The organism is Streptomyces sp. ISL-100, assembly GCF_018614615.1.
GTDB lineage: Bacteria > Actinomycetota > Actinomycetes > Streptomycetales > Streptomycetaceae > Streptomyces.
The window spans coordinates 1-23,580 of record NZ_JAGGOK010000105.1; the positions used below are offsets into that span (position 1 = coordinate 1).

A 23,580-nucleotide genomic window follows, 5' to 3' on the forward strand; every position below is an offset into this window, starting at 1 on the left:
CCGCGGCCGCGGCCGCGGCCATCATGAACGGACGCACCCTGCGCGGCCTGGCCGGCACCACGGCCCCCGACCGCACCAGCATCGAAGCCGTCCTGCGCCGCGTCCTGACCCCCAACCCGGCCCTCTCCTAGAGCAACCACCCCACGCTCCACCGCCCGTTCGCGGCCGGAGGTGCCGACGTCGCATCGACGCGACGGGCGGCAGCTTCACTATGCGGTCACGGCTGGCTCGTGGTGTACGACGCCACCGGTCGGCAGCAGCGGGGAAGCCTCGTCGCCGGGCTTGCGCCCGGCGAGATTCGTACGCGTGGCGAGGACATCAGCTGGTCCGCTTCAACCATGCCGGGGACGCCGGCCATTGACCCAGGGCCGGCGGTAGCCGACCTCGCGGGGGCGAGTCGCCGAACATTCGTACAAGACAGGCGGCCGTAAGGCACGTGAGGATGGGGCCATGCGCAGTCACGACCCCACTGCCATCGCCAGGACTCTCTCACCGGCTCGACCAGTCCGACTGCACCGTCGGTTCCGTCTTCAGCGCGTGGCCCGGTCCGCTGCCTCTCGGGTTACGTCGGCGTAGAGGCGGAAGAGGGCCGGGCGGGCCTCGCCGTGGTCGCGGTCGTGCAGGGCCGCCCAGCACCGGGCGATGAGCTCCCGGGCCTGGGTGCCGGGCCAGGGCTGTGGCAGGAGCTGAGGCGGCAACAGCGGGTCGGGCTCAATGGCGCGGGTGAGCTCGGCGGCCAGCTCGACCGCGATGGTAAGGAGTGCGGATGGGGAGAGTCCGGCAGCGCCGGTGAGCCGGTCGAGGCGGGGCTGCGCGACGCGGCTGAGGCGGTGATAGCGGTCAGCGATCTCCTGCAGGGGCCACAGGCTGCGGGCGAGTTCGCCAGGCTCCTGGGTGTCGCCCCTGCGCAGGTCCGTCGTGGTGAGCATGGTGAGTGCGCCGTGGGCGCCTAGGCGGTGGGCCGCTGCTTCGACGTACGGTTCCCAGGCGTTGGCGCAGACGTACAGTCCGCCCTGGAGCGGGGCGCCGCCCAGGTGGACGAGCGTCTCGCGCAGGGCGTCGCGGGCCGTGCGCGCCGATTCGGGCACCGCGAAGGCGGCCAGGTGCCAGACGCCGTCCCAGGGGGCGAGCCCGGCGTCCTGGCGGAATGCGTGCCGCAGGAAGTCGGCGTTGGGGGCGAGGGCGTGCGTGGTGTCTTCGGTGGCGTGCAGCAGTGCTTTGCGGCCCCGGCCTTCGTGGGTGAACCGGTTCTCGGCCACGAGACGTTTGACGCACAGCCGTACTTGCTGGTCGCTCATGCCGAGGGTCGCTGCGACGGTGTAGAGCTCGTCCGCGCTGACCGTGCCGTCCTCGCGGATCAGTGCGTGGACGAGCATGCGGGTGGGGATCTCGACGTGGTCGGTCACGGTGTGCACAGTCCTCTCGGCCCATCCGCCTCGACGGGGCGGTGCATGGTGGTCACCGCGCCGAATCCCAGCAGCCCGCGCAGGTAGGGCGTGTGCTCGGTCCGTACGGCCGTGAAGCCGCGCCGCTCGTACAGGGCTCTGGCGCGCGGGTTGGTGTCGATCACGTCCAGTCTGATGTCCCGGCAGTCCTGCTCCGCCGCGACGGCGGCCACTTCCTCGATGAGCAGGCTCCCGACGCCACGTCCGCGTATGTCCGGGTCCACGGCGATGCCGTCCATGACGAGTTGGCCGGGGGCCGGGCGGCGTTCGAACAGGGCGAGGAGCACGAGTCGGTGCAGTCCTCGCAGGTGTCCGTACGTGCGCAGCACGGCGGAGGCCGATCCCCCGGTGAGGGCCCGGCCGCCGAGCTGGTAGCCGGCGAGGCCGACGAGCTGCCCGTCGAGGAGCGCGCACACCGCGCGATCGGCGTTCAGGTGGACGGTGATGAAGGGCACCGCCTTGTCCGGCGGGTTCAGCGCGGGGCCGAGTTTGCGGCCGAAAGCTTCCCAGTACAGCTCGGCCGCCCGCCGCTCGGCGCCGGCCGGAACGCCCCGCCGGACTGTCACCGGTCCAGTGCCAGTGCCGGTGCCTGTCGCGTCCAGTCCCATGCCGTGCTCCTTTCTCGCTGCAATCGCTGCAACCTCACCCCAAATCTATCACCCTCGCGGCGGTCGTGCTCGAAATGATAGTTTTCGCTGTGCAACCCCAAACGGAGGCGGTCAGATCCCATGTGTCCAAAGATCCAGCCCCGACGGCGCGGGCTCCGCATCGCCGTGTGGTCACTCGTCACAATCCTGGTCGTGGCCACCGGTCTGGTCGGTGTGGTGCTGTGGCAGAACTCCTACGACATGGAGGAGCAGCGGGTCTCGATCCGCCACGGCGGCCACACCCTCAACGGCGTACTGGCCACCCCCAAGGACGGCCGCAAGCACCACGGCCTGGTCGTGTACGTCCACGGCGACGGCCCCGTCAGCGCCACCCACGACGACGGTTACAAGCCTATGTGGGAAGCGAACGCCAAGGCCGGGTACGCCTCCCTGTCCTGGGACAAGCCCGGCGTCGCGGGGGCACCGGGCGACTGGCTCGCCCAGTCCATGGACGATCGGGCCAACGAGGCGGCCGCCGCCATCGCCTGGGCGCGCGCCCGCCCGGACGTCGACGGCGACCGGATCGGCCTCTGGGGCGCCAGCCAGGCGGGCTGGGTCCTGCCGAAGGTCGCCGCCAAGACGCCCGTGAGCTTCGTCATCGCCGTCTCGCCCGCGATCAACTGGCTCCAGCAGGGCCGCTACAACCTCCTCGCCGAACTGCGCGCCGACGGCGCATCGGCAGCCCGCACCAAAGCCGAGATCGCCAAGAGCGACACCACGCGCCGGCTACTGAAACGCCACGCGACCTTCGAGGAGTACGTCAGGGCCAGGGGCGGCAAGGCGGACGGCATGACCGCCGATCGCTGGGGCTTCATCTCCAAGAACTACACCGCGGACGCCACACAAGACCTCCGTGCCCTGCGCGGCGTACCGGTGCTGCTGACCCTCGCGGACCATGACATCAACGTAGACACCGCCGACACGGAGCGCGTCTACCGCAAGCTGCTGGACGCAGGCGGCGCATTGACGGTCAAGCGCTACCCGGACGCGGCCCATTCACTGCTCAAGCAGTCCATCGAGCAGTCCGACCTCAAGATCACGCTCACCGCGCTCTTCTCCCCCCGCTCGCTCTTCGCAGACGGATTCCTGGACGACCAGCGACAGTTCTGCTCTGAAGCGAACACCAACAACACTCCTGGACAGCCAAAACGCGCCTGAGTCTTCAGACCTGGACGGCGGCTTCCGAAGCGTCCTGCCCCCTGGCGCCGGGCGGGCAGCGACCGGTGCGGTGGACAGGCCGCACCGGTCCCTGCACTGTTGCTCTGCTGTTCTGTTACTTCATCTACTTCGTCACACGCACACCACGGATGATTTCCTGCCTGACCGAGCCGCCCCGGTCATCCGTCGCCGAGGCCCGCAGCGAGATGTACTGCCCGTCCTTCGGCACCCGGACCGAGCCCTCCCAGGCTGCGGACTTCCCTGGTACGTCGCCGAGTTCGACGGACGTCCACATCTTGCCGTCGTCGTACGAGATCTCCAGCGTGCCACCGCTGATCTTCCCGGTGCGTGCCGCTCCTCGACGTACTCGGAGAAGATGCCGAGCTCCAACCGCTTTCCGGCCCGGACATCGCCGGTCAGGTCGGTGTTCACGTCGAAGCCGAGGTTGAGCATCGGCAGGACGGTCTCCCGGTCGGCCGGGGTCTCCTCGGAGCGGAACGTCCACTCCGAGTGGCCTTCGTCGCGAGGCGCCAACGCTCCGGGTTCAGCGTGGTGTCGGTGACGACCTTGTAGGTCTGCTCGCCCGGATCAGAGTTCCAGGCGTACGCCCCCGAGCCGGTTTGGCGCGCCACCCGCACTCCGTTCGCGTACACCTCGGTGGTCTGTGTCATCGAGTCGGCGTTCCACACATCGCCGAAGCCGGTGTGGTCCGGACCCGAGTCGCCCCAGCCGGGCGTGTTGAACTTCAGGTCGTTGCCGCGCCTCTGCTGGCCCCAGCCGAGACCGGTGCCGAGCCAGGGGTGCAGGACCGGCTTGAACCAGTTGAGTTCGGCGTGGCTGCCGCCTCGGGAGGCCGGGGTGCCGCTGCGCTGCTCGATGGCACCGGGGCCGCTGGTCAGGGACTCGTGCCAGCGCTGGCCGGAGCCGGTGCTGACGTAGTCGGTGCGCTCCGCCGGGAACCTGATCTTCTCCGGGAATCCGAAGCCGACCGGGAAGTTGTCGGTGATCGAGTACCGGAACTCGCCGCCGTCGGCCGGCTTCCCCCCGTGGAACTTCGTGTCCAGTACGGCCAGTTCATTCTTGCCGGGCTGGTAAGTCAGGTCCTTCGGGATTGCTCCGCATTGCGGCCACACGCCTATGCCTGAACCATGGGCGGCATGCCCGAAGCACGCAGAGTCGTCATCGTCGCCTTTCCCGGCGTGGAACTCCTGGACGTCACCGGTCCGGCCGAGGTCTTCGCCGTCGCCTCCCGCATTGCCGGGGCAGGCCGTCCCGGCTACCGGGTGGAGATCGCGGCGGCCCACGCCGGCGAACTGCGTCCTCCCTGACGGGAACCCGGTGACCGTTTGCCGGCCCGTGTGACCGATCCAGCTGCCTGCATCCGCCGAAGCGCACGTCAGCAATAGCTCCGCTGGGACGGATCGGTCACCCAGCGAGCGATCCATGCCCCAGGCGGACGGGTCGCCGGCGCCGGTCATTGCGGCTGATCAGCCCCTGCTCCTCCAGGCGGCCGAATGAGTAGGCGACCAAACCCGTGCTGGACAGGCCGTCGGCGCGCCCAGCCGCCGCACCGACGGCGCACCTCCCCCCATATTCGTGATCCACGTGCTCAGCGCCCGCATGATCCACACCTCGGCGGATGCGAGTCCGTGCCACCGCAGGTTGAACAGCGTCGCGGCGTACGCCGTGGCATGGTGGTGGCATGACCATCGAAGTTCGCCCGGCTTCGGACTTCGAGGATGTCCGTGCCGTACTTGGCCCGAAGTCACCAGGATCCAACGTCTGCTGGTGTCTGAGCTACCGGATCCCGTCCAAGCTCAACAACGAGCTTCGCGGGCCGGCCCGCGGGGAGTACGTCGCCGAGCTGTGCCGTACACAACCCCCTCCGGGGGTGCTCGCCTACGACAACGACGAGCCGGTCGGCTGGGCCGCCGTGGCACCGCGCTCGGACACCTCCTTCGCGCGCAACCGCAAAATCCCGCACATCGACGACCTGCCGGTCTGGTCGCTGTGGTGCATCCGCGTACGCCCCGGTTATCGCAAGAGAGGGATCTCGCACGCCCTCATCTCCGGCGCGGTCGAGTTCGCCCGCGCCCACGGCGCGCCGGCTATCGAGGCGTACCCTCTCGACAACGGTGACGCCAAGGTCGACCTGACGATGGCGTACGCCGGGATCCGGAAGAACTTCGAGCGCGCGGGGTTCACCCACGCAGCCGACACTACCTCGGTACTGGCCGGTCACCCCCGGGTCCTGATGCGGCTCGACCTGCGCTGAAGATCAGCGCTGAGCCCCGGCGGCCAGCACCACGCCTGTCGCGGTTGCGAAACCTCCAGCATCGAGCCCATGTGCAAGACCGACACCAGGTGCTTCGGTCAGCAGCCGGTCAGCCGGTGCGGCGGAGGCGGGCCAGAGCCAGCCCACCCAGGACCATGCCGGTCAGCCCCACAACGGCGGCCACGATGGCCCCGGCTCGCCCGTTTCCGGTGCCGAAACCACCGGTGGAAGTGGCCAGATGCAGCCCAGCGAGGACCATGCCGATCAGTCCCACCACCATGGCCACGATGGCCCCGTCTCGCCCGGAGCCGGTGCCGATACGACCGGCGGAGCGGGCCAGAGCCAGCCCGCCGATGACCATGCCGATCAAGCCCACCACGGCGGCCACGATGGCCCCCAGTCGTCCGGAGCCGGTGCCGATACCGGCGACGGCGACGGCGACGTGCGCGGCCGCCGGTGCGGCAAGCCCGAACACCACGAGCAGGGTGGCTCCGGCCACGGCAAGCGCCGGTCGGACTGACGTCAGGGCTCCTGATGAGCTCATGTCCCTCTCCTCTTTACGTGCGTCTCGTTTCCGAGTTTTGGATGTCGCCTGATCATGTCGCCGTCCGCACCGCCGGTCGTCCATCAGACGCAGGCACTTCGCGCTGCCGCCGAAGACGCACCTGGTTGCTGCGAACGCCGCAGGCGCCGTGAAAGTACTGCGCGCGCGGTAGGCGGCCGCTCATCCGCGAGCGGGACTCCGCCGCAGCGACATCCGGCTAGGGTGCGCGCATGAGCACAGGACGGTTCGGCGTTCGGGCCGATGTCAGAGACTGGCTGATCGCCGTCGGCGTGGCAGCGACGCTGCTGGTCGCCGGGCTGTCGGGGCAGCCCCCCGCCACGAATCTCGGCCTGCTCGGCTACGCGCTGTTGGCGGCCGGCGGCCTGGCGCTGGCCGCCGGGCGCCGGGCCCCGGTTCCTGTCCTGGCCGTCACGGGGCTGTGCGCGGTGGGCTACCAGGCGGCCGGTTTCGACGTGCCTGCCGTCGCCTTCCTGTTCGCGGTGTACGCCGCCATGCGGGCTGGGCACCGCATCGTCACGGTGGCGGCGTCCGTGACCATGCTGGCCGCTCTCCCGCTCGCTGCCCTCGCCTCCCTGCACGACACGGGCGAGGCGTTCGCGCAGGCCCGAGGCGCCCTGGAGCTGGCCTGGTTGATCGCGGCCGGCGCCGCGGGTGAAGCGCTGCGGCAGGCCGAGCGGCGGGCGGACGAGGCCGAGCGCACCCGGGAGGAGACCGCGCGGCGCCGCGCCGACGAGGAGCGGCTGCACATCGCGCGGGAGCTGCACGATTCGCTCACCCACCAGATCTCGGTCATCAAGGTGCAGGCCGAGGCTGCCGTCCACGTGGCCCGCAAGCGGGGCGAACCAGTGCCGGAGGCCCTCCTCGCGATCCGGGAAGCAGGGCGTGAGGCGACCCGGGAACTGCGAGCGACCCTGGAGGCGCTGCGCGACGACGGGACCACCCCGCCGCAAGGGCTCGGCCACGTCCCGGCGCTGGTGGAACGTGCCCGTACGACCGGCCTGGACGCGACACTGACGATCGAAGGACAACTACAGGACGTACCGGCCGCGGTGGACCGGACCGCCTACCGGATCGTTCAGGAGTCGCTCACCAACATCGCCCGTCACGCCGCCGCCGCTACCGCGTCGGTCCGCATCGACTACCGTCCGGACGCCCTGACCATACGAATAGATGACGATGGCAAGGCCACTGCGGACACCGCACCGGTGCCCGGTGTCGGGCTGCTCGGAATGCGCGAACGAGTCACCATCCTCGGCGGTCGCCTGCGCGCGGAACCGCGCAGCGAGGGCGGCTTCACTGTCCAAGCAGAACTGCCCGTGGAGCGCACGTCATGATCCGTGTCCTGCTGGTCGACGACCAGCCCCTGCTGCGCAGCGGATTCCGCGCGCTCCTCGACCTCGAAGACGACATCGAGGTGGTGGCCGAGGCCGCCGACGGGAAGGAGGGCCTGGCACTGGCCAAGGAGCACCTGCCCGACGTCGCTCTCATCGACATCCGGATGCCGGTGATCGACGGCATCGAGGCGACCCGGCTCATTGCCGCGGACCCGGCCCTGGCCGGGGTGCACGTCGTGATCCTGACCAACTACGGCTTGGACGAGTACGTCTTCAACGCGCTGCGGGCCGGCGCCGCCGGATTTCTCGTCAAGGACATCGTGCCGGAAGACTTCCTGCACGCCGTACGTGTCGCCGCGCGCGGCGACGCCCTGCTCGCACCGTCGATCACCCGCAAGCTGATCAACCGGTACGTCACCCAGCCGCTCCACACGGGCGCCGATACGGGGCTGGAAGGGCTGACCAACCGCGAACTCGAGGCCGTCGCCCTGGTCGCGCAGGGACTGTCGAACGACCAGATCGCCGCCCGCATGGTGATCAGTCCCGTAACCGCAAAGACCCACATCAACCGGGCCATGACCAAGCTCCACGCCCGTGACCGCGCCCAACTCGTGGTCTTCGCCTACGAATCCGGCCTCGTATCCCCAAGCAACCGCTAAGATCGACGGCCCGCACCCCCCCATACCGCCCACGCGTCCGCCACCGGACCCCACGTGCCGAGTCGCGGCGAGCAGCCGCACACGCACACCGCATTCAGCCAGCTGCCCGGCCTTGCCGTGGAAGATCTTCCGCGCGGGCGCGCGACGGCCCTCCTACTGGCTTCCGGGTGCCAGGTCTTGACGCTGGCCGCAACCGCTCTCGACCGGCCGGGAGTTGCGCCGGGCACCGTACCGGTCAGGCAGGCTTTGCGCTGCGAAACGAGCGCCGGTAGCTGTCGGGCGGGACCCCTACGATCCGTTTGAACTGGCGCCGAAGTGTCGTGGCGGTACCCATGCCGGTAGCGAGGGCGACAGCTTCAATGCTCTCGTCGGTGGCCTCCAGCATCTCCTGGGCGCGACGTACGCGCTGGGTCAGGAGCCACTGAATCGGCGTCTGCCCGATCACTGACCTGAACTGCCGTCCGAGATTGCGCGGGCTCGTATTCGCCCTCCGCGCCATGTCGGTCACGGTCAGCGGCTGGTCCAGCCGTTGCTGGACCCAGGCGAGCAGATGGGCAAGCGTGTGGTCGCCCGTGACCTGCATCGGCGTAGCCACGAACTGGGCCTGACCACCGGGCCGGTGTGGCGGCATGACGAGGCGACGGGCGACTGAGTTGGCGATGGTGGCGCCGTGGTCGAGGTGGATCAGGTGGAGGCAGAGATCCACGGCGGCGGCCTTGCCCGCGGCCGTGAGCACGCTGCCGTTGTCCGTGTACAGCACGTCCGGGTCGACCACGGCCAGCGGATGGCGTGCACTCAACTCCGCCGCATGAGCCCAGTGGGTGGTGGCCCGCCGACCGTCCAGCAGGCCCGCGGCGCCGAGCACGAACGCTCCGGTGCAGAGGGAGGCAACCCGGGCCCCCGACTCATGGGCCGCACGCACGGCTTCGATCAGCTCCGCCGGCGGCGGATCGTCGATGTCCGCGCACGCAGGCACGATCACGGTATCGGCGTCGACCGCGCGCTCCAGCCCGTGGTCGGGCTCCACCATGAACGGGCCGACCTGCACCGGCCCGGGCCCGCAGAGCAGTACGTCATACCAGCCCTCCGTGGCTTCGCGCGGGGGATTGCCGAAGATCTCGTAGGCCACCGCGAGCTCGAAGTGCAGCAGGTGACCGGCGGTCAGCAGCACGACAGTTGGCATGTCCGAAAGTGTACGCGTGATGTCCTTCCGGACCATCACAGTCGGGTCCCGCCTGCGGCGAGACTGGGACTCATCAGCACATCAAGATCGGGGAACGGGGAACGAACGATGAGCACGACGGCTGCAGTAGTGGTTTACGGGGCGACAGGGCACACCGGTCGCTTCATCGTCGCCGAACTACGAAGGCGTGGCTTCGCCACTGTCATCTCCGGCCGTAACGCAGCCCAGTTGGAGGCGCTGGCGGCCGAGTGGCCCGATGTGGTCGTACGGCCGGCCACCGTGGACAACCCGAGCTCACTGGACCGGGCCCTTGCCGGCGCTGCGGCTGTCGTCAACTGCGCCGGACCGTTCGCGGTGACGGGAGGCCCGGTCGTCGAGGCAGCGCTGCGCGCGGGCATACCGTACGTCGACGTCGCGGCAGAGATCGAGGCGAATGCCGCGATGTTCGCCGACTATGCGGAGGCGGCACGGAAGGCAGACACACTCGTGGTGCCGGCGATGGCTTTCTACGGTGGACTGGGCGACCTGTTGGTGACCGCGGCGATGGGCGAGTGGACTGCTGCGGACGTGGCGCACGTCGCGTACGGGTTGAGCAGCTGGCATCCCACAGCGGGCACCCGGGCGGCCGGTCAGGTGTCCCATGAGCGTCGCGCGGGCCGTCGGGTGCGGTTCGCGGACGGCGCGCTGCAGTACCACGATGACAAGGTGTCGGAGCAGGACTGGCTCTTTCCGGAGCCGCTGGGCCGACGAGCGGTGATCTCGGAGTTCACCATGGCCGATGTCGTCACCGTTCCCAGCCACTTGGCCGTGCCTGAAGTCCGCACCCATATGGCCGTCGAAGCCGCGAGGGACTTGGCCGAGGCGGACACGCCGGCGCCGGAGCCGGTCGACGCCCTGGGGCGGTCGAACCAGACCTTCGTCGTCGACGTCCTGGTCCGCGCAGGTGGTGTCGAGCGACGCGCCACGGCCCGTGGCCAGGACATCTACGCGGCCACCGCACCACTGGTGGTGGAGGCCGTCCAGCGCATCCTGGCCGGGCGCACGCGGACAACGGGCGTAGCCTCGGCAGGCGCGATGTTCGACGCAGCGGACTTCCTCCGGGCACTGGCGCCGCACGTGTCGGTTGAGCTTCCGCACAGCATCACGAATATCTGATCTCGGGATGGATGCGATGCGGCAAACCACCCGACACCGGGACGCGCCGCTCGCGCGGTGCCAAACCGGGCTGCGGGCGGCGGTCACCGCCCGCCCGCACCAGTTCGTACGCATCCCGACGAGGTTTCCGTCCTGACCGCGCAGTCGGCGGCCCCCGTCGTGGATGTGCTGCACGCCGCCTCTCGCCGCCTTCCGGGAGCGGCGGGAGCCGCGTTTCAGCTGGTCAGCCCGACTCCCCCAGCACCAGCTGGCCCATCCGGGCCTTGAACGCCTCGTGCACCTGCGCCGAGGCCTTCTCCGGGGATCCGGCGTCGTACGGCGGCTGCGGGTCGTACTCGAGCGCGAGTTGGATGGCCTGGGTGGGGATGTCGCCCGCGAGCCCGCCCGCGAGGGTCAGCGCCATGTCGATGCCCGCGGAGACGCCGGCGGCGGTGACGTACTTTGTTCCTGCCGTGTCCCCGTCCCCCTTCCAGCCGTACCAACTTGTACTGCTTGGTCAGGTCTGCGGATCTTCGCCGGTCGGCGGCATGGTGGAGGGATGAGGCTTGGGGAGGTGGAATCCGTTCGACAGGCGAGCACGCGATGCAGTGTGATGACCCTGGCTGCCCGCCGCACGGGCGGGCCGAGACCAGGGGCTGTTCTTGGCAGCCGAGGAAACGGCGGACACCCGCCCCGCGATCGACGCCGCACTGGTCAGGCGCCTGGTCGATACGCAGTTCCCTCAGTGGGCCCAGCTGCCTTTGGAGTTGCTCGACCCGGCTGGCTCTGACCATGTGATCTACCGGCTGGGCGAGAAGCTGTCCGTCCGGCTGCCCCGCCACCCTGGTGCCATCGGGCAAGCCAGGAAGAGCCGCACAGCTTCTCCCTGGCGTGATCTGCCCGACGAACTCAGCCCCGTCCTCCTGCTGGCACGGTTCTCCACCCTGCACCTGGCCGTACCGGTCGATGAGGTGCACTGGAACACTCAGTCCGTCTGGCGCTACCCACTGGCCCTTCCCGTCGCGTGGTGAGCGCCGCCGAACCAATCGGCCGCTGGTGTCAGTCCCGGGGGACCAGCTCTTGGGCACGGCCGTCTTCGTCTCGCACGATCTCCATCAGTCCGACAACCGCGTCGCGGTTGACGGGCCCCATGACACGCGGAAGCAAGGCTCCTGGCGTCTGGGCCAGGGGCGAGCCCGGAGCGGGGGCCACCCACTTCACGGGGGCACCGAGTGTCGTCTCATCGATGAGCAGGGCGACGAGCGGACCGGCCGTCCCGCCGTGGAAGCGGGTGGCGGCTGACAAAGTCGCTTCCTCGTCGGGTGAGCAGTGCACGGACCCGTCCTTCACCAAAGAGGCAGGCGCGTAGGGCAGGTGGGCGTCGGCAAGCCAGTCACCGAGAGCGACTACGTGATACAGCATGGGCCAGTTATAGCGGTTCGGCCGCCATGCTTCCCTGTACGCCGGGATCGCCTCATCCCCGGGTGACTCTGGTGGCCATACCGGGGCTCTCACGTCATTCCCGCAGGTGAAACGGGACGGTGCGGCGTTTACACCTGAATGGGCAAGGGATGACTCGATCGGGCGGATTTTTGGTGACGCCGTACGCGCCTGATGCGATCCCGTGTTGACCTGGCACACCGCGACTCCGCGGAGTCACCGTGGAAGGGGCGATCAGAGGAGGAAGACCATGCGTTTCCTGCGAGCCGCTGTGGTCACGGTGTTGGCGCCGGGTGGTCGGCCGACTGACCGGACTCTGTCGCAGTGGCGGGCAGGCGCAGGGGGCCCGCCAGTGTTCAGCGACGCACGGGCGTCGCGGGGCAGCGACCGAGTACAGCGTTCATGAAAGGAACCTTTATGGACCCCATCACCGCTAAGAGGCATATCTTCACCATGTTGGACGTGGACGGTGACGGTGTCATCTCCCGCCACGAGTACCTCGCACGTCCCGAACGTGCGGCAACGGCGATGGGACGTGACAGGGATGACCCTCTTGTCTCCATCGCCCGCACGGCTCATGAGCAGGTGTACGCGTCGATGGACGCGAACGACGACGGGAAGGTGACCTTCGAGGAGTACGCGGCTTGGGCGGGCGCCGATGCCTTCGACGAGGTCTGCAGGCAGGCGCTGGGGTCGTTGTTCGATCTCGCCGACACCGACTCGGACGGAGCTCTGAGCCAGGCGGAGTTCACACGGCTGCGTGAAGCGCTGGGCAACCCGCTCGACAATGCCAAGACGGCGTTCGAAGCACTGGACGCCGACAGCGACGGACGCATCGACCGGGACGCGTACCTGGCCTCGATCCGCGCCTACGTCACTGAAGGCGCTTCTCCCATGGCCGAAGCCCTTCACAACAGGTAGGAGCCACTGAGCGAAACGCCGACGCCCCCTACCTGGCCTTGACCGCGGCATGGGGCGTACTCATGCCCTTGGGCCGAGCACCCGCTGCGGCGCCCTGTCCGGACGCGCGCCGTGTACGGGAACTCCCACCTGCTGACCGTCCGCAACGCATTCCAGTCACAACCCTGTTGTGTGGCTGAAAGCAGTGCAATGCTGTGACGGCGGTGATCCTCTTTCCCCCAAGGCGGAGATCCCTCACCCTGGCCCTGCCCATGTGCCGCCACGTGGGCGGAGCCACGCCGTCCCTCCCGGCCTCCCCCCGGGAGGGCCGACGTGTGCCCCAAGGGCGGTGGGTGCGGAACTGGCCCGTACCGACTGGCACCCGGCGAGATCCAGGCCCAGGCAGAACGTAAGGCGCCGATCTCGTCGCCCGGTGATCAGTGGAGGTGGAGCCGGGGCGAAGCCGGCAAGTGGTCGGCGGGGGCCGACGTCCTCACCGGTCACATCCCCACCGCCCACGGCGAGGGCTTGATCGCTGGGTCGATCGTATTAGGTACGGTCGCTGACCGCTGACGCCGGGAAGCCAGGCCTGTGCCGGGTCGAACGATACGTGGGCGCCCTACCGGTCAGTTCACAGCGCCCCTGGTTCAGGGAGGCCGACAACCGGTGGAGTCTTCAGTCGCCGATGCCGCCGATGCCGCCGATGATCTCGTCAACAATCTTGTCGAAGTCGAAGTCCGGGTCGTCTTCGTCCTCGGGGGCGGGGAGTTGTGTGTGCTGCCCATCCCTTGGGATCAGGGGCTGGGCTGTGGCCACGTTGGACAGGCTGAGCACCGCAGCCGCTGCCAAGGCCGCAGCTGCAGTCGTGCGCACGATGTGCTTCAACATCTGGTTCTCCAGTGGTTGCTAGACAGGTCTCCCGGCTAGCCGACCACCCGTCCCTTGATGCGGCCACCTCAGCGGAGCAGAAGAGTGAGCACCAGAAGACCTCATCGATCAGGACAGCGTGCGCCGCGGCTGTGCCGCCGTCCCTACATACTTCGGCCCTGGCACCGCCATCGTCACCGGCAACGCCCTGTTCTTCACCAGGTTCGAGGCCCTCGCCGAGTGCGCGTCACGCGGTGTGTTCCCTACGCCCGGACAATGGCGGCGATGCGCATACAGGCAGGGCCGCCCGGGACACGCGCTGAAGGGATACGGTCCCTGATTGGCGACACCGGAGCCCCTGGGCGAGCCAACGCCGTCTGGCGGCGTGGGGCCCGTCCCATCGCCACCGCCACGCTGGGAACGGAAGGGTCGCCACTGGGGTTGCTCCGAGCGGCTGCCGCGACGGCACCTGCGGCTGACCTCCTAGGCCTCCCCGCCATGGCAGCCCGATACGCGACCTCCGTGAAGCCGTGCGCGCTGAGCACATTGCTTCGCGTCCGCCCGGGGGTGGCCATGCCGCGCAAACTCGCGCGGCCGAGAACCAGCAGTGCGCCCCAGTGCCCTCAGGCGGAGATGATGTTTTCCGCGTACAGGCCTCTTGGAGCCTGCATGACGTCGAAGTGCACCTTCTGCCCTTCAAGCAGCAAGAAGAGGTTCCGATCGGAGATGTGCGAGAAGTGGGCGAACACGTCAGCGCCGTCCGGCTGCTCGATGAAGCCGAAGCCCCTGGCTGCGTTGAACCACTTCACGGTGCCAGTGGCCATGCCGTACCTCTTCCTGAGCAGCGGCGATCATTACCTACCCGCCCGAAGCGCACCAGAAGAAAAGGGCGTCCGCCGGAACAGAATGCCGATGAAGGCGCTTGAAGTATTCGGGTTACACCACCGAAACGAAATTCAACAGTAGCATGGTGCGAGCGGCCGGGCGCATAAAGGCATATTACTCCTTCCGTCCACCCGCAAAGCCTCTCCCCCGCATTGCCGCATTTCTGTTCCGCCGGGAATATATAATTGATTCTTCCGGCCGGCCCCGCGCTGCGGGCCGGACGAGGTGCCGATTCATCACCGAAGTTACTTTTGTTACCCGAGGCGCGCCGGTCCCCTGGCAGCCGAAGACCGGCGTTTCCAGCGGGGGCCGACGGTAGTAAAATCCCGTGCCATGTCGAATGCCGATGATCTGCTTGCCGACGTTGCCGCCACGGTGGAGTCCGAGCACAGCAATCAGATGTCCCTCACCGTGGTTGCCGGTGGCGCTGTCATCACCGGACGGCTGGCTCCCGAGGCTGTGTGGAGGCAACGAGTGGCCGAGGTGCTGAAGGACTCCGATCGGCTGGGTCCGTTTTCAAGCATCTTCATGGCCCCCAGCACCAAGCCCCGCCCGGATCAGGACGCGCCTCCCACGCACCTGCATTTCCATGTCGCGAGGATCCTCCAGGGCAACATCGGGATTCCCGAGACAGGTGGGATGTACCGCATCGCCATCAAGGATGTGAGCGCGTGGACGGTAGGTGACTTCAGCTACTCCGATCAGTGAGCGGGCCACCCGGCCTCTAACAGAACGAGGGCCCCGACCGGTCGGTCGGGGCCCTCAACTCTGTCTGCCTCGCTCTGTCTGCCGCCCTCGTTACACAGGTGCCGGGGCGCCGAGCAGTGCCGAGGCCGCCGCGAGCGGAGTGAGCAGTGCGGCGGGAGCGAGGCTCGGCGCGGGGCGGCACGTGAAGCCGAGGCGGGTCAGTGCCCTGGTCACTTCACTGGCGGTGAAGTCGCGCCGGTCCTGTCGCGTGATGACTTCCCCTACTTGCTTGACGGGGTAGTGACGACGGCCGATGATCACGGACTCGCCCACGACGGGCTCGGGCTTGATGCCCTTCATCGACGCCTGCACGTCGGTCTTGACCAAGTCGAAGGGGAAACGGGCGATGACGCAGCGCATAGTGCCTCAGCAGGGTTGAAAGGACGGGCAGGGGTGCCGGCGGGTGGAGACCGGCGAATCGGTGCTGGTCCTAGGAGTCCTAGGCGGCCGCGCCCAGAACGGGCTGCGGCCCGGACTTTCCGGCCGCCGCCCGGGAGTTCGAGCCCGTACGCCGCGTCTGGGCGGGTCGGCTGCGTCGGCCCCGGTTCGAGGAATCTCCGCGCCTCGGGCGCTCCACCACCGGCGCTGCGATCGTGACGGGAACACCTGAAGGGGCCTGAGCGCCGGTGATACGGCTGAGTTCCGCCTCCCCCGAACGGACCTGGGCCGTCTGCGGGGTGATGCCCGCGGTTTGCATCAGGCGGGACATCTCACGGCGCTGGTTGGGCAGCACCAGAGTGACAACGCTGCCTGACTCGCCGGCGCGTGCCGTACGGCCGCCACGGTGCAGGTAGTCCTTGTGGTCGCTGGGCGGGTCGACGTTCACCACGAGGTCGAGGTTGTCGACGTGGATGCCGCGCGCGGCGACATTGGTCGCCACCAGGACCGTCACATGGCCGGTCTTGAACTGTGCCAGGGTGCGGGTGCGCTGCGGCTGGGACTTGCCGCCGTGCAGCGCGGCAGCCCGTACACCGCTGTTCAGCAGGTGCTCGGTCAGCCTGTCCACCGCGTGCTTGGTGTCCAGGAACATCAGCACCCGCCCGTCGCGTGCGGCGATCTGCGTGGTCGTGGCGTTCTTGTCGGCACCCTGTACGTGCAGCACATGGTGTTCCATCGTCGTCACCGCGCCCGCCGAGGGGTCCACCGAATGGACCACCGGGTCGTGCAGGTAGCGGCGTACGAGGAGATCGACGTTACGGTCCAAGGTGGCCGAGAACAGCATCCGCTGCCCCTCTGGGCGTACCTGGTCGAGCAGTTCGGTGACCTGGGGCATGAAGCCCATGTCGGCCATCTGGTCGGCCTCGTCGAGCACCGTGATGGCGACCCGGTCCAGGCGGCAGTCGCCGCGCTCGATGAGGTCCTTCAGCCGCCCCGGCGTCGCCACGACCACCTCCGCGCCACCGCGCAGCGCACCGGCCTGACGGCCGATCGACATGCCGCCGACCACGGTGGTCAGCCGCAGTCTCAGCGACCGGGCGTACGGGGTGAGCGCGTCGGTCACCTGCTGGGCCAGCTCACGCGTCGGTACGAGCACGAGAGCCAGCGGCTCACGCGGTTCGGCCCGCTGCCCCGCAGTCCTGGCCAACAATGCCAGCCCGAAGGCCAGAGTCTTGCCCGAACCTGTGCGCCCGCGGCCCAGGACATCGCGCCCGGCCAGCGAGTTCGGCAGCGTGGCCCCCTGGATCGGGAACGGCACCGTAACCCCCTCGGCGCCGAGCGCGGTCAGCAGCGGCGCGGGCATCTCCAGATCCGCGAAGGCCTCGACGGCCGGCAGAGCCGGTGTCATGGTCACCGGAAGGGCGAACTCCCCCTGCGCGGCAGCGGGACGACGCCCGTAGCCACCAGAACGGCTCGGAGCGCTGGAGCGGGACGGAGCACCGAAGCGGCCCCCGCGTCCTGAACCGGCGGAACCGCTGGTGCGGGCGGGGGAATGGCGGTCGTTCGTGCGAGCTGTGCGGTTCATGTAGAACCTTCCTCGATGCGGCACGTATCAAGGAATTCCCGGCGCGAATGAACAGCACAGAGAACCGCAAGAACGAACCGAAGTAAATGCGAAGACGAGACCGGGCCGATGCGAACATCTGAGGCCAGTTGCGTCGAAGATGATCCGGCATACGCCGACACGAAGGCCGGATGCGGGATGCGGGATGCGGGATCACGGGGGGCTCGGACGGACTGTGTCCGGAGCCATGGGCGGAGCGTCCGCCATACGGTGAGACAACCAGAGCGCTTCAGGTGGCGTCGCTCGCGCAACGTACACGACGCGGTCGGCGTGCCCTGGGGAAAGCAACGAGCTGGGGCCCGCACCCCAAGGTGCGGGCCCCAGCTACGTCGTACGCTTCAGCGTCAGGCGGGAACGATGTTCTCCGCCTGCGGGCCCTTCTGGCCCTGCGTGACGTCGAAGCTCACCTTCTGGCCCTCCTGCAGCTCACGGAAGCCCTGGGCGGCAATGTTCGAGTAGTGGGCGAAGACGTCAGCGCCGCCGCCGTCCTGCTCGATGAAGCCGAAACCCTTTTCCGCGTTGAACCACTTCACGGTGCCAGTAGCCATGTCATATCTCCTTGGGGGCAGTACCCGGGCCCGCACTGTGCGAGCCCCGAGTCGCCGCGATGATCGCCCCGTCCGGAAAACAACTCCGGCATACAAAAATGCACCCGCCGGCACAAGAGGCCAGCAAATGCACTTGAAGTTTTTGGGAACCACAACTGCAACTGAGATCAACAGTAGCACGGAGAAATCGCTTGAGGGCGCTGAGTGATTTCCCTCCCCCTGGGGGGGCATAAACCCTCACGGCACATTGCACTAATTTCTGTGCCTGCCGCAATAGATATTCACATGCGAGGAGTCGCGGAGTGCCGTGTTCGCCTCCTCCGCTGCCGGGCGTGCGGGTGCCGCACGCGGCAGGGGGAGGGTGGAGTGCCTCAGCCCTTGCGTCTCGGGCTGACGGCGCGACAGAAAGCGAGTTACTTCGGGCACTTGGACCGGATACGATCCCGCCCCCGAACGAACTGCGCAGGAGGCAGTTGGCGCCGCACCCCTGCTCCACCTGGGCACTGCCAGTCGCAACAAGCCCAATCGAGGGCCATGAGCAGCGGGTCCATGGCCAAGCATGGGCTGCGGACGTTACCGGGCTTGCGGAGCGGGAAGGCGGCTGGGACGGGGTTCACCATTCAGCTTCAGCGCGGGCGCCCGCCCGATGTCGGCAGGCGCTCCGGCATCAGGCCGCGGACGGAGGATGAGATGAGTTGCCGGCGCGGCGGTGTTCGGCGTTGATGCGCTGGGCTTCCTCGAGTTGGTCTTCGAGGATGACGATGCGGCAGGCGGCGTCGATGGGGGTGCCCTGGTCAACGAGCTCACGGGCTCGGGCGGCGATACGAAGCTGGTAGCGGGAGTAGCGGCGATGGCCGCCCTCGGAGCGCAGCGGGGTGATCAAACGGGCTTCGCCGATGGCGCGGAGGAAGCCCGGGGTGGTGCCGAGTATTTCGGCGGCCCGGCCCATGGTGTAGGCGGGGTAGTCGTCGTCCTCGAGACGGCCGAGGGAGTTGTCTGCTGTCATTTCACCTCACTGGTCGAGTGCTTGTGGGGGGAACGCGTGGAGGGGCCTTGGTGCCGTACGGCACCAAGGCCCCGAAGGAATTTCAACACCATCTGCCGGCCCTATTGCTGCGCCGGCCTTCTGTGTCCGCATGCCTGCCCGGAAAGCTGCTGGGCGGGGGTACGGGGATCGCGGTGCGTGACCGGAGACCACCTGCCTATCTGAGGTCCTGCGGTACCCAGACGGTGCTGCCGCCCGGGCGATCCTGATGGCGCTCGAACTCCTCCGTTCTTCCCTCTTGGAAGTAACTGCTTTTCAAACCGGTGCTGCTACCACGGGTGTTGCTGGGTGTTGCTGGTGATACGAACTGCTCGTGGCCTTGAACAGCCAATTCGTCCGGCAGCCAGCCCCGTCGCCCGTCCTGCGTCTGCTCTGGCTTAGAACCCCACTGCCGGACCTCTCAGCACGCGCGCCCGCAGCCGACGCCTTCACTGAGAGACCACTGAGTACTTCGCTGCTGGGTACTGCACCTACACAACTCTTACTGCGTTACTGCTCATGGCGGCCCCTGATCACTGCGGGCCACCCGGTCCGGCCGTCAGTTCCGTCGCCATCCTGCAACAACCCCGGCTTCGGAACTCCACCACCGCACCGTACTGCGCACTGCTGCCCGGCAGTTCATCTCTGCCGGGCCCTGCTCGATCTCGGCTACGAGAGAAACCATAACCACGCGACCACCCAATGTCTACTCCAGCCGCCACAGATTTCCGTGTGCAGAAGACAGAGGAAGCCTGCGCTTGCCGACAGCAGCCGCTCCTCCTTGGGGCCGTTTGCAGCGAACCGCCCCCGTGACTGGTCACGGGGGCGGTTCTTCATGCGTTCGCGCGGCGCGCGGTCACTTCTTCTGCAGCGACAGGCCCTTCGGGGAGGTGAGGCCCTTGACCGGGTCGGCTCGGAAGGTTGCCGTCCAGGCCGTGGGCCCGCAGTCGGGGCCGTTGGGGTGTTGCTCCGTCAGGCGTACCTGTGCGCTGTCGTCCACGACCTTGTCGCCCTTCCGCGACGTGACGGTGAGCCGCACCGGCACCGTGGTGGGGCCGATGTCGTCCGCGAGCCGGACCGAGGCCCGGGCGACCGGGTCGTCCGGGCTGCCCGAATCCCGCTCCGTGCACGTGTCGGCCACGCAGAGCCGGATCGTCGCCCCGCCCGAGTCGGCGAAGTCGGCAGGCCGCCAGACGACGGCGACGTCGGAATCCATGTCCATCAGGGTGCACGGGGCGTCCTGGCCGGGTGGCGAGCACCCCGTGAGGACCAGTGCCGCAAGGAGGGCGAGGAACCGCATGTCAGCTCTTCTCAACGGTGCCCGGAAGGGCGTTATGGGCCAGCCGGGTATCGGTGAAGATGAGGTGGCAGGGGTCCAGGTAGCCGCCGCTGTTGTCACTGCCGCCTCCACTGCCGCCCGAGATGATGCCCTTCGCATAAGCTCTCCCGCTTCCGTCGACGGTGTACGTCGGCCCTCCGGAGTCACCCTTCTGGACGCAAGCGCTGGAAGTCTTCTCGGCTGTGACCACATTGCGGGCGATCGCGCCACTGGTGTACTTCACCGTCGCCTTGGTTCCGGTCACCTTCCAGCCGCACCTCTCGCCGGTCATCATGCCGCCGGTGCAGAGCTGGTCTCCGCTCTGCACCGAGCGCCACCATATGTCGTGAACAGGACGCGACATGGTCGACCTCTTGCCCCCCTTGTAGATGCGTGCCGAGGCGGACGAAGGCCCCTCAACGCGGTCCAGAGACAGGTGGCCCGAGTAGCAGTCCTGGCAGGACAGCCGTACCGAGCCCTTGCTGTTGCTCCAGTTGTCCCGGACCACCCCGCCGATGAAATCGGTGTCGTTCCACTTCATGGCGGCCCCGTTGCCTGTCGTGCAGTGGCCCGCGGTGAGCATGTACCACTTGCCGTCCTGGGGCCAGGGGAATCCCGCGGTGCACCAAGTGGCGCTGTTGGTGGTCAGGTAGGAGTGGAACCTCGCTCCGCCGTAGTACGGCGAGGTGTCGTAGTACCGGTCGGCCTGCGGCTCGATGGTTTCGGTTCCCGGAGTGAGGTGTACGGCCAACGTGTCGCCGTCCCGGCGGCTCAGCTGCCGACGAGGCCGTCCAAGTCCTTGTGGCCCACTCCCGGTGCGCTCAGCGCCAGCCAGCCGTGACCGCGTATCTGGGTGTCGGCGCCGACCCGGGTGGGGTCCACCGACAGAAGGCGGCACGCGGTGGCGGCGTCCGCCGTGCCCTCGTTGGGCGCTGCCTCGTCATACTCCGGATCGAAGTTCTCGTCGTCGACGAGCAGGTCTTCCCAGGGCAGTGGCTCACCGACCCACTCGGGATCGTCCTCGCGCGTGTACCGGCGCCGGATGCGTCCTTGATCGGCGACTACCCACACGTTCGATCCACCCGCTTCGTCCTCGAAGAACATCTGGGCTTCGCCGCAGTGCGCACTCAGCCGTTCCACCGCGCTCATCCACTCGTCCCAGTCGACGCCGACCACGTAATCCAGGTTCCCAAAGATGAGCCGCCAGCCGTCGAGTTCCGGCGTGACGAACACCGGAACCGCTCCCGTCCTGTGCGGCAGCCGCTCCACATCCGCCCCTTCGCCGAGCGTCACAGGGAACCGGTCGTGCAGGTCCAAAGCCGGAAACAGGCCCTCGTACCTCTCGCCCGGAACCGCGAACCACCAGCTGTCCGAGAGAACCGGGGCGGGCTCCTCGTAGCAGGACTTGAGAAGAGCCCTGCGTGCCAGCAAGATCCTGTCGCGCTCGCTCAGACGGTCGGTGAATCCGGCTTCCAGCAAGGCACCAAGCCTGTTCTCGATCATGAGTCAGGAGCATAGGACGACCCGCTGACAACGTCACTCGACGCCGGCGCGACGCCCACCGCGGCTCTCCCCCGGGGGCAGTCTGCTTCGCCTGAACGGCCACGGGCGGCCTGCCGCAGCACGTCATCCGCCGCCCGCCGGCAGACCTTCTGGCACGACGCGGGCACGTTCACGAGTCGGTCATCCTCCTCGGCCCCGGTCTGCGTCGGCGACAAGCGGATCCTTGCCCCTGTACGTCCCGACATGCTCATCCGCGACAACTTCGCCATGCGCCTGCTCGGCACGTCCCAAACCGATGATCTCTACGAGCAGTCATGACGAGCGGCCACTGTCCACGTTCCACTCCTCCGGCAGTACTTCATCGCAGAAGACGCAGAGGAAGTCCTCCTCCCGCACGATGTTGAGCTGACCGCAGGCGGGACAACGCCGGAACACCACCTCATGGGTGAAGCCGGACGGGTGCTCGATCCCTACTGCGTCCAGAGCATCCGCGACGACCGACCACGAGCTGCCGTCCGGGCAGTAACCGGTCGACTGATTGCTGACCACAACGACCACCCATCGCCCGGACTTCCCTCGGAAGCTCATCTCACCGGCAGCCAGGACCGTTCCTCCACCAGCACACACCACGTGCTCGCTACGGCGCGGTGCGAGCCGCAGCACACGAGCGGCGTCGACGACGAAGGTGAAAGGCTCGACCAGCTCCTCTGTGTCCAGCTTCGAAGCCCAGTCGTCGAAGTCCGCTGCTGAGCGAATGCTGCTGCCCTCGCCCCCTGGCCGGACAAGTGCAAGGAGGTCGGCCGGCCCCACATACCGATAGTTCCGCCCCGGCAAGTTCATGCCGGTCAACCTAGCCCGGCCGCAAGTCAGTGCCAGGGGAATTACGCGACCTCAGCCATGGGCAGACACACGCCGCGAACTCGCCTGTGGACGACACACGGCCGCGCGATTCTTGGACAAGGGGCGCCGGTCCGCCTCATAACGTGATCGCTGGACGGCCCGGTGGCTCTTGAGCGCGGGCGCTGCACGGCAGGGCTGGGGTACAGAAACGTCGTGGTCATAAGGTTCACCGTTCCAGTATCGTCCGGTCCCCCGACCAGCCAATTCCGGTGGTCTTCGACTTGCGGAGAACGGTTCTCATGACCAGCCGGCGAGCAACAACGACCCTGTGGCGCCCGACTGGCCCCAAAGAGCTGGACCTGGTCCGGGAGTTGCACTGGCGTGCCTGGCCGCCCCGTCTGCCCGAGCAGCCGATCTTCTATCCGGTTCTCAACGAGGACTACGCGATCAAGATCGCGAGGGACTGGAACGTGAAGCACGACGGAGTGGGCTTCGTCACCCGTTTCGAGGTCGACTCGGAGTTCTTGCGTCGGTACCCCGTTCAGCAAGCCGGCGGGCAGACGATCCTCGAACTGTGGGTTCCAGCCGAGGAACTCGACAACTTCAACGCCCACATCGTCGGGGAGATCCAACTGGTCCACGAGTTCCACCGTGAGGTTAAGCTCGGGGCGTGATGATCTAGGCGTGGCTCGCGTCGAGCACGTATTCGCGTGAGCGGGACGGCTTCGCGCCGTATCGCGCCCCTGGCCATGTCAATGTCCAGTTTCGTGACCCCGACGGCCCCGGCAGTGCGACCTGCTCCGGCCAGTGGGTGGTGCGTCGGCAAGGTCGGCGATCGGCCCGGGCATCCGGTGCCTGCACGAGCTCGGAGAACGCGCTGAGCATGGCGGGATCCAGAGGCTTTGCGTCAAGTTCGTTGCGGACGAGTTCGGCATAGTCAGCGGTAACGGGTCGTACGCAACTCGTGTGGCATGTAGATAAGTAGATTCGGTCACCGTCGAGGACCGTAGCCTCCGGCCTGCGCCCGCAGCAGATATGAGCCATCGCCGGCTCACGTTCGCCGCGTGAGAGATCCGGGTGCAACCTAGGGGTTGTCCCCGATGCCC

General features: G+C 68.0%; 23 protein-coding genes and 4 pseudogenes. 10 read left to right on the forward strand and 17 right to left on the reverse strand.

The genetic code is table 11. The features are described 5' to 3' along the window. Positions 1 to 530: 530 nt before the first annotated feature. Both J7E89_RS36530 and J7E89_RS36535 read right to left on the reverse strand, forming a co-directional pair. The gene (locus tag J7E89_RS36530) at positions 531 to 1,406 is read right to left on the reverse strand and encodes a PaaX family transcriptional regulator C-terminal domain-containing protein (protein WP_214980323.1); all 876 of its coding nucleotides are present in this window, start codon (positions 1,404 to 1,406) and stop codon (positions 531 to 533) included. Beyond that, positions 1,403 to 2,053, reverse strand: coding sequence for a GNAT family N-acetyltransferase (locus J7E89_RS36535; RefSeq protein WP_214980325.1), 651 nt, complete (start codon positions 2,051 to 2,053; stop codon positions 1,403 to 1,405). The genes J7E89_RS36530 and J7E89_RS36535 overlap by 4 nt, the downstream gene beginning before the upstream one ends. Positions 2,054 to 2,245: 192 nt before the next feature. On the opposite strand from J7E89_RS36535, the gene J7E89_RS36540 reads away from it, so the two are divergent. Beyond that, on the forward strand, positions 2,246 to 3,250 hold the full coding sequence (locus J7E89_RS36540; protein WP_308315719.1) for a serine aminopeptidase domain-containing protein: 1,005 nt from the start codon (positions 2,246 to 2,248) through the stop codon (positions 3,248 to 3,250). Positions 3,251 to 3,374: 124 nt separating this feature from the next. Here J7E89_RS36540 and J7E89_RS36550 read toward each other — a convergent pair. After that, a pseudogene (locus J7E89_RS36550) lies at positions 3,375 to 4,368 on the reverse strand (peptidase S8); the annotation flags it as partial. Positions 4,369 to 4,407: 39 nt separating this feature from the next. Between J7E89_RS36550 and J7E89_RS36555 the strand changes: the two are divergent. Further along, a pseudogene (locus J7E89_RS36555) lies at positions 4,408 to 4,560 on the forward strand (AraC family transcriptional regulator); the annotation flags it as partial. A 392-nt stretch (positions 4,561 to 4,952) separates the two neighbouring features. Then, positions 4,953 to 5,525 carry a GNAT family N-acetyltransferase gene (locus J7E89_RS36560; RefSeq protein ID WP_214980333.1) on the forward strand — a complete coding sequence of 191 codons (573 nt, stop codon included), beginning with the start codon at positions 4,953 to 4,955 and terminating at the stop codon, positions 5,523 to 5,525. A gap of 109 nt (positions 5,526 to 5,634) precedes the next feature. Here the strand turns inward: J7E89_RS36560 and J7E89_RS36565 are convergent, their stop codons facing one another. Continuing rightward, a complete protein-coding gene (locus J7E89_RS36565) occupies positions 5,635 to 6,069 on the reverse strand; it encodes a DUF6223 family protein (RefSeq protein ID WP_251061577.1) in 435 nt (144 codons plus the stop codon). 230 nt (positions 6,070 to 6,299) lie between these two features. Between J7E89_RS36565 and J7E89_RS36570 the strand changes: the two genes are divergently transcribed. Beyond that, positions 6,300 to 7,424, forward strand: a complete 1,125-nt coding sequence (locus J7E89_RS36570; protein WP_214980335.1) for a sensor histidine kinase — start codon at positions 6,300 to 6,302, stop codon at positions 7,422 to 7,424. After that, the gene (locus tag J7E89_RS36575; RefSeq protein WP_214980338.1) at positions 7,421 to 8,083 is read left to right on the forward strand and encodes a response regulator transcription factor; all 663 of its coding nucleotides are present in this window, start codon (positions 7,421 to 7,423) and stop codon (positions 8,081 to 8,083) included. The genes J7E89_RS36570 and J7E89_RS36575 overlap by 4 nt, the downstream gene beginning before the upstream one ends. A 235-nt stretch (positions 8,084 to 8,318) precedes the next feature. Here the strand turns inward: J7E89_RS36575 and J7E89_RS36580 are convergent, their stop codons facing one another. Next, positions 8,319 to 9,266, reverse strand: a complete 948-nt coding sequence (locus J7E89_RS36580) for a helix-turn-helix domain-containing protein (RefSeq protein ID WP_214980339.1) — start codon at positions 9,264 to 9,266, stop codon at positions 8,319 to 8,321. 108 nt (positions 9,267 to 9,374) lie between these two features. On the opposite strand from J7E89_RS36580, the gene J7E89_RS36585 reads away from it, so the two are divergent. Then, on the forward strand, positions 9,375 to 10,421 hold the full coding sequence (locus tag J7E89_RS36585; protein WP_214980341.1) for a trans-acting enoyl reductase family protein: 1,047 nt from the start codon (positions 9,375 to 9,377) through the stop codon (positions 10,419 to 10,421). Positions 10,422 to 10,644: 223 nt separating this feature from the next. Here the strand turns inward: J7E89_RS36585 and J7E89_RS36590 are convergent. Then, positions 10,645 to 10,863, reverse strand: a pseudogene (locus J7E89_RS36590) (DJ-1/PfpI family protein); the annotation flags it as partial. A gap of 199 nt (positions 10,864 to 11,062) precedes the next feature. Between J7E89_RS36590 and J7E89_RS36595 the strand changes: the two are divergent. Continuing rightward, positions 11,063 to 11,269: pseudogene (locus tag J7E89_RS36595) on the forward strand (phosphotransferase); the annotation flags it as partial. 190 nt (positions 11,270 to 11,459) lie between these two features. Here J7E89_RS36595 and J7E89_RS36600 read toward each other — a convergent pair. Continuing rightward, positions 11,460 to 11,822, reverse strand: a complete 363-nt coding sequence (locus J7E89_RS36600; protein WP_214980344.1) for a DUF952 domain-containing protein — start codon at positions 11,820 to 11,822, stop codon at positions 11,460 to 11,462. Between the two features lie 435 nt (positions 11,823 to 12,257). On the opposite strand from J7E89_RS36600, the gene J7E89_RS36605 reads away from it, so the two are divergent. Continuing rightward, positions 12,258 to 12,761 carry an EF-hand domain-containing protein gene (locus J7E89_RS36605; protein ID WP_214980346.1) on the forward strand — a complete coding sequence of 168 codons (504 nt, stop codon included), beginning with the start codon at positions 12,258 to 12,260 and terminating at the stop codon, positions 12,759 to 12,761. A gap of 654 nt (positions 12,762 to 13,415) precedes the next feature. On the opposite strand, the gene J7E89_RS36610 is transcribed toward J7E89_RS36605, so the two are convergent. Next, positions 13,416 to 13,628 (reverse strand): hypothetical protein, encoded by a 213-nt coding sequence (locus J7E89_RS36610; RefSeq protein ID WP_214980348.1) that lies wholly within the window; start codon positions 13,626 to 13,628, stop codon positions 13,416 to 13,418. A 602-nt stretch (positions 13,629 to 14,230) separates the two neighbouring features. Then, positions 14,231 to 14,431 (reverse strand): cold-shock protein, encoded by a 201-nt coding sequence (locus tag J7E89_RS36620; RefSeq protein WP_214980352.1) that lies wholly within the window; start codon positions 14,429 to 14,431, stop codon positions 14,231 to 14,233. A gap of 394 nt (positions 14,432 to 14,825) precedes the next feature. On the opposite strand from J7E89_RS36620, the gene J7E89_RS36625 reads away from it, so the two are divergent. Continuing rightward, positions 14,826 to 15,200 carry a hypothetical protein gene (locus J7E89_RS36625; RefSeq protein WP_214980354.1) on the forward strand — a complete coding sequence of 125 codons (375 nt, stop codon included), beginning with the start codon at positions 14,826 to 14,828 and terminating at the stop codon, positions 15,198 to 15,200. A gap of 90 nt (positions 15,201 to 15,290) precedes the next feature. Here J7E89_RS36625 and J7E89_RS36630 read toward each other — a convergent pair whose 3' ends face one another. The 8 genes from J7E89_RS36630 to J7E89_RS36665 form a co-directional block, all read right to left on the reverse strand. Then, positions 15,291 to 15,599 (reverse strand): SCO5918 family protein, encoded by a 309-nt coding sequence (locus J7E89_RS36630; RefSeq protein WP_214980356.1) that lies wholly within the window; start codon positions 15,597 to 15,599, stop codon positions 15,291 to 15,293. A 79-nt stretch (positions 15,600 to 15,678) separates the two neighbouring features. Next, a complete protein-coding gene (locus tag J7E89_RS36635) occupies positions 15,679 to 17,202 on the reverse strand; it encodes a DEAD/DEAH box helicase (RefSeq protein WP_214980358.1) in 1,524 nt (507 codons plus the stop codon). A 383-nt stretch (positions 17,203 to 17,585) separates the two neighbouring features. After that, positions 17,586 to 17,789 (reverse strand): cold-shock protein, encoded by a 204-nt coding sequence (locus tag J7E89_RS36640; protein WP_034275260.1) that lies wholly within the window; start codon positions 17,787 to 17,789, stop codon positions 17,586 to 17,588. Between the two features lie 667 nt (positions 17,790 to 18,456). Next, positions 18,457 to 18,795, reverse strand: coding sequence for a MerR family transcriptional regulator (locus J7E89_RS36645; protein ID WP_214980359.1), 339 nt, complete (start codon positions 18,793 to 18,795; stop codon positions 18,457 to 18,459). 874 nt (positions 18,796 to 19,669) lie between these two features. Further along, on the reverse strand, positions 19,670 to 20,113 hold the full coding sequence (locus J7E89_RS36650) for a hypothetical protein (RefSeq protein ID WP_214980361.1): 444 nt from the start codon (positions 20,111 to 20,113) through the stop codon (positions 19,670 to 19,672). Between the two features lies 1 nt (position 20,114). After that, positions 20,115 to 20,882: a S1 family peptidase gene (locus tag J7E89_RS36655; RefSeq protein WP_214980363.1), complete on the reverse strand. Its 768-nt coding sequence runs from the start codon at positions 20,880 to 20,882 to the stop codon at positions 20,115 to 20,117. A 20-nt stretch (positions 20,883 to 20,902) separates the two neighbouring features. Then, positions 20,903 to 21,634, reverse strand: a complete 732-nt coding sequence (locus J7E89_RS36660) for a hypothetical protein (RefSeq protein ID WP_214980365.1) — start codon at positions 21,632 to 21,634, stop codon at positions 20,903 to 20,905. A 312-nt stretch (positions 21,635 to 21,946) separates the two neighbouring features. Beyond that, the gene (locus J7E89_RS36665) at positions 21,947 to 22,474 is read right to left on the reverse strand and encodes a hypothetical protein (RefSeq protein WP_214980367.1); all 528 of its coding nucleotides are present in this window, start codon (positions 22,472 to 22,474) and stop codon (positions 21,947 to 21,949) included. 299 nt (positions 22,475 to 22,773) lie between these two features. On the opposite strand from J7E89_RS36665, the gene J7E89_RS36670 reads away from it, so the two are divergent. Further along, on the forward strand, positions 22,774 to 23,148 hold the full coding sequence (locus J7E89_RS36670; RefSeq protein ID WP_214980369.1) for a hypothetical protein: 375 nt from the start codon (positions 22,774 to 22,776) through the stop codon (positions 23,146 to 23,148). Positions 23,149 to 23,580: the final 432 nt, after the last annotated feature.

Coding starts and splice junctions, on each gene's coding strand:
- J7E89_RS36535 (WP_214980325.1), bottom strand. CDS start 2,053: ATGGGACTGGACGCGACAGGCACCGGCACTGGCACTGGACCGGTGACA.
- J7E89_RS36560 (WP_214980333.1), top strand. CDS start 4,953: ATGACCATCGAAGTTCGCCCGGCTTCGGACTTCGAGGATGTCCGTGCC.
- J7E89_RS36565 (WP_251061577.1), bottom strand. CDS start 6,069: ATGAGCTCATCAGGAGCCCTGACGTCAGTCCGACCGGCGCTTGCCGTG.
- J7E89_RS36570 (WP_214980335.1), top strand. CDS start 6,300: ATGAGCACAGGACGGTTCGGCGTTCGGGCCGATGTCAGAGACTGGCTG.
- J7E89_RS36575 (WP_214980338.1), top strand. CDS start 7,421: ATGATCCGTGTCCTGCTGGTCGACGACCAGCCCCTGCTGCGCAGCGGA.
- J7E89_RS36580 (WP_214980339.1), bottom strand. CDS start 9,266: ATGCCAACTGTCGTGCTGCTGACCGCCGGTCACCTGCTGCACTTCGAG.
- J7E89_RS36585 (WP_214980341.1), top strand. CDS start 9,375: ATGAGCACGACGGCTGCAGTAGTGGTTTACGGGGCGACAGGGCACACC.
- J7E89_RS36600 (WP_214980344.1), bottom strand. CDS start 11,822: ATGCTGTATCACGTAGTCGCTCTCGGTGACTGGCTTGCCGACGCCCAC.
- J7E89_RS36605 (WP_214980346.1), top strand. CDS start 12,258: ATGGACCCCATCACCGCTAAGAGGCATATCTTCACCATGTTGGACGTG.
- J7E89_RS36610 (WP_214980348.1), bottom strand. CDS start 13,628: ATGTTGAAGCACATCGTGCGCACGACTGCAGCTGCGGCCTTGGCAGCG.
- J7E89_RS36620 (WP_214980352.1), bottom strand. CDS start 14,431: ATGGCCACTGGCACCGTGAAGTGGTTCAACGCAGCCAGGGGCTTCGGC.
- J7E89_RS36625 (WP_214980354.1), top strand. CDS start 14,826: ATGTCGAATGCCGATGATCTGCTTGCCGACGTTGCCGCCACGGTGGAG.
- J7E89_RS36630 (WP_214980356.1), bottom strand. CDS start 15,599: ATGCGCTGCGTCATCGCCCGTTTCCCCTTCGACTTGGTCAAGACCGAC.
- J7E89_RS36635 (WP_214980358.1), bottom strand. CDS start 17,202: ATGAACCGCACAGCTCGCACGAACGACCGCCATTCCCCCGCCCGCACC.
- J7E89_RS36640 (WP_034275260.1), bottom strand. CDS start 17,789: ATGGCTACTGGCACCGTGAAGTGGTTCAACGCGGAAAAGGGTTTCGGC.
- J7E89_RS36645 (WP_214980359.1), bottom strand. CDS start 18,795: ATGACAGCAGACAACTCCCTCGGCCGTCTCGAGGACGACGACTACCCC.
- J7E89_RS36650 (WP_214980361.1), bottom strand. CDS start 20,113: ATGCGGTTCCTCGCCCTCCTTGCGGCACTGGTCCTCACGGGGTGCTCG.
- J7E89_RS36660 (WP_214980365.1), bottom strand. CDS start 21,634: ATGATCGAGAACAGGCTTGGTGCCTTGCTGGAAGCCGGATTCACCGAC.
- J7E89_RS36665 (WP_214980367.1), bottom strand. CDS start 22,474: ATGAACTTGCCGGGGCGGAACTATCGGTATGTGGGGCCGGCCGACCTC.
- J7E89_RS36670 (WP_214980369.1), top strand. CDS start 22,774: ATGACCAGCCGGCGAGCAACAACGACCCTGTGGCGCCCGACTGGCCCC.